The organism is Kitasatospora sp. NPDC093558, from assembly GCF_040683475.1.
GTDB lineage: Bacteria > Actinomycetota > Actinomycetes > Streptomycetales > Streptomycetaceae > Kitasatospora.
Window position 1 is genome coordinate 1 of record NZ_JBFBDY010000745.1, and the last position, 2,766, is coordinate 2,766.

Annotated in this window: 2 protein-coding genes; both read left to right on the top strand. The window is 68.7% G+C overall.

The genetic code is table 11. The features are described from left to right. A partial coding sequence (locus AB0O00_RS34620) for a tetratricopeptide repeat protein (RefSeq protein ID WP_363658619.1) occupies positions 1-1,432 on the top strand: 1,432 nt, incomplete at its 5' end. 474 nt (positions 1,433-1,906) lie between these two features. Then, on the top strand, positions 1,907-2,766 hold an 860-nt coding region (locus AB0O00_RS34625; RefSeq protein WP_363658621.1), incomplete at its 3' end, for an alpha/beta hydrolase.

The following is a 2,766-nucleotide window of genomic DNA, read 5'->3' on the forward strand; positions in this document are numbered from 1 at the left end:
CCCCGCGTCGACCTTCGGCCCCGACTCGGCCGCGGCCCTCGCCGGCCGGCCGCTCGCCGAGACCGACCGCATCCTGGAGCACCTGCACAACCTGCACCTGCTCCAGGAGCCCTCGCCGGAGCGGTACGTGCTGCACGATCTCCTGCGGGAATACGCGGTGGATCTCGTCGACGCCGACGAACGCGACGAAGCCCTCAGACGCTTGGTCAGTTTCTGCCTGCGGACCGCCGATCGCGCCGACCGAAGCCTCAATCCGCGACGATTCCGGCTCCCGCTTCCGGCACAGCCCCGGCTTCCCGACGTCACATTGGCGGACGAACTCGACTGGCCCGACACGAAGTCGGTCAAAGCATGGCTGATCGCCGAACTCCCGGGCCTCGCCGCAGTGGAGAACCACGCCCGGACCAGCGGAATGACGGAGGAAGCGGCCTGGCTGGCCCACGTCCTCGCCGGGCATCTCGAAACCGAGGGATTGTGGCGCGAAGCGGGCGAAATGCACAGCGCTGCCGCCGACCACTGGCACACCCACGGCGTGACCCTCGCCGAGGCCCACGCCCTCCTGGCGCTCGCCTCGATCCGCATCCGCACTGGTCAGTACCCTGCCGCCACCCGGGCCGCCGATCGCGCCCTGCGGACGGCGCGGGCGGAGGGCGACACCAGGTGTACGGCGGAGGCGCTGGAAAAGCTCGCGGCGATTCACTGGCACCAGAGCGATCTGACCACGGCGGCGTCGATTCAGCGCGAAGTGATCGAGATCCACCGGAATTCGGCAGATCGATGGAACCTCGCCCGCTGCCTCACCGCCCTCGGCGCAATCCTCCTCCATTTGGGAGACGGCGAAACGGCGCTCACGTCGCTCACCGAGGCGAGACAGCTCGTCGACGATCTGGACGATTCGCGACTCGAACTCCAGATCCTCGGAAATCTCGGTGGGCTGCATCTCAGCACCGGAAATCCACAAGAGGCACGAAAGGTCTTCGAAAGGATCCTGTCGATCGGGAAAGAAGTCCTGTCGCCGAATGATTTCGCAACCGTCCAGCTGAACCTGGCCGCCTCCCTGCCACTTCCGGACGAGTCCGCCCGCGCCGCCACGCTCTACACATCCGCGCTCGAAACCTTCCGCGCGCTGGACAGTCGACGGATCGAGGCCGACGCCCTGAACGGCCTTGGCACCGTGCACCGGGAAGCCGGAGATTACGCGGCAGCGCTCGACCGGCACTCCAGCGCCCTCGAACTCGCCCGAGCCATCGGGGCTCAACGCGAGGAGGCTGCCGCACTGCGCGGGCTGGGCCTGGCCGAGAAAGCACTGGACCGAATCCCGGCCGCACTCGACCACCTCGGCCGGGCCGCGGCCCTTGCCCGGCAGATCGAGGCCGCCGAGGAAGAGGCATATGCCGCCGAGGCACTGGCCGAACTGCTCGGGTCGATCTGAAAGCCGCAGAAACCGCTCGCCCGGCAAAGCCACAAGACCTGATGCCGAGCAGCCGCGGCTTCCCCGATTCAGCGATTTGAAATTCTCGCCCGCATCGTGTAGTCACGTGATCAACACTTCGTACGATCATGGGACTACCGCAAATGAGAAGCGTTGCTTTGTACGCGGCAATCATCGTGACCCTCAGCCTGGCCGCCTCCCTCGCGCTCACGCCCGGACGCTGCTTCACCGGCTCTCCGGACACGGAGACCGTATCGACGGTCCAGGCCTGGATGCCCTTCTGGCCGACACCGATGATCTAGCCCCGAGCCCCTCGGAACGGGCCACCGACCCAGCCGGTGGCCCGTTGCGCGTTCACCCGTTCGGTCCCACGACCGGCACGCACCGCACGCGGCAGGTCCGGGGTCATGGCAAGGATGGTGCCGACGGCGACCGTTGCGGATCGTCGCGTTCACCTCACCGAGGAGGCCTCGTATGGCCACCACGTCCTCCCGTCCGTCCGCCCCGGTCCTGGAGCCCGCGGCGGCCGAACTCGCCCAGGCCACGGACCCGCACCCGCGCATCTACGAGCTCGACCCACCCGACGGCCGCGACCTGCTGGCCGGTCTGCACACCGGCACCGCCGTCGACAAGCCCGCCATCGACGAGGAGTGGGTCGACGTCGACGCCGGCCGGTACGGCACGCTCCGCACCCGCATCATCCGCCCCCGGGGCGCCACCGGCGTGTTGCCGGTCATCGTCTACATCCACGGCGCGGGCTGGGTCTTCGGCGACGAGACCACCCACGACCGCCTGGTGCGCGAGCTGGCGACGCGCGCGAACGCCGCTGTCGTCTTCCCCGTCTACGCGCTGGCCCCGGAGGCCAAGTACCCCACCCAGATCGAGCAGAACTACGCGGTGGGCCAATGGCTCCAGTCGCACGGCCCGGAGAAGAACCTCGATCCGGGGCACGTGGCGGTCTGCGGCGACTCCGTCGGCGGCAACATGTCCACCGTCTTCGCCATGATGAACGCCGAGCGTGGCGGGCTCGCACTCAAGTGCCAGGTCCTGCTGTACCCGGTCACCGACGCCAACTTCGACACCGGGTCCTACCGTCAGTTCGCCGAGGGCTACTTCCTCACCCTCGACGGCATGAAGTGGTTCTGGGACCAGTACACCACCGACCCCGCCGAGCGCGCCCACCCCCACGCCTCACCACTGCGCGCCTCGTTGGACCAGCTCAAGGCCATGCCGCCGACCCTGGTCATCACCGACGAGGCCGACGTGCTGCGCGACGAGGGCGAGGCGTACGCGGCGAAGCTGCGCGAAGCCGGGGTCCGGGTCACCGCGGTCCG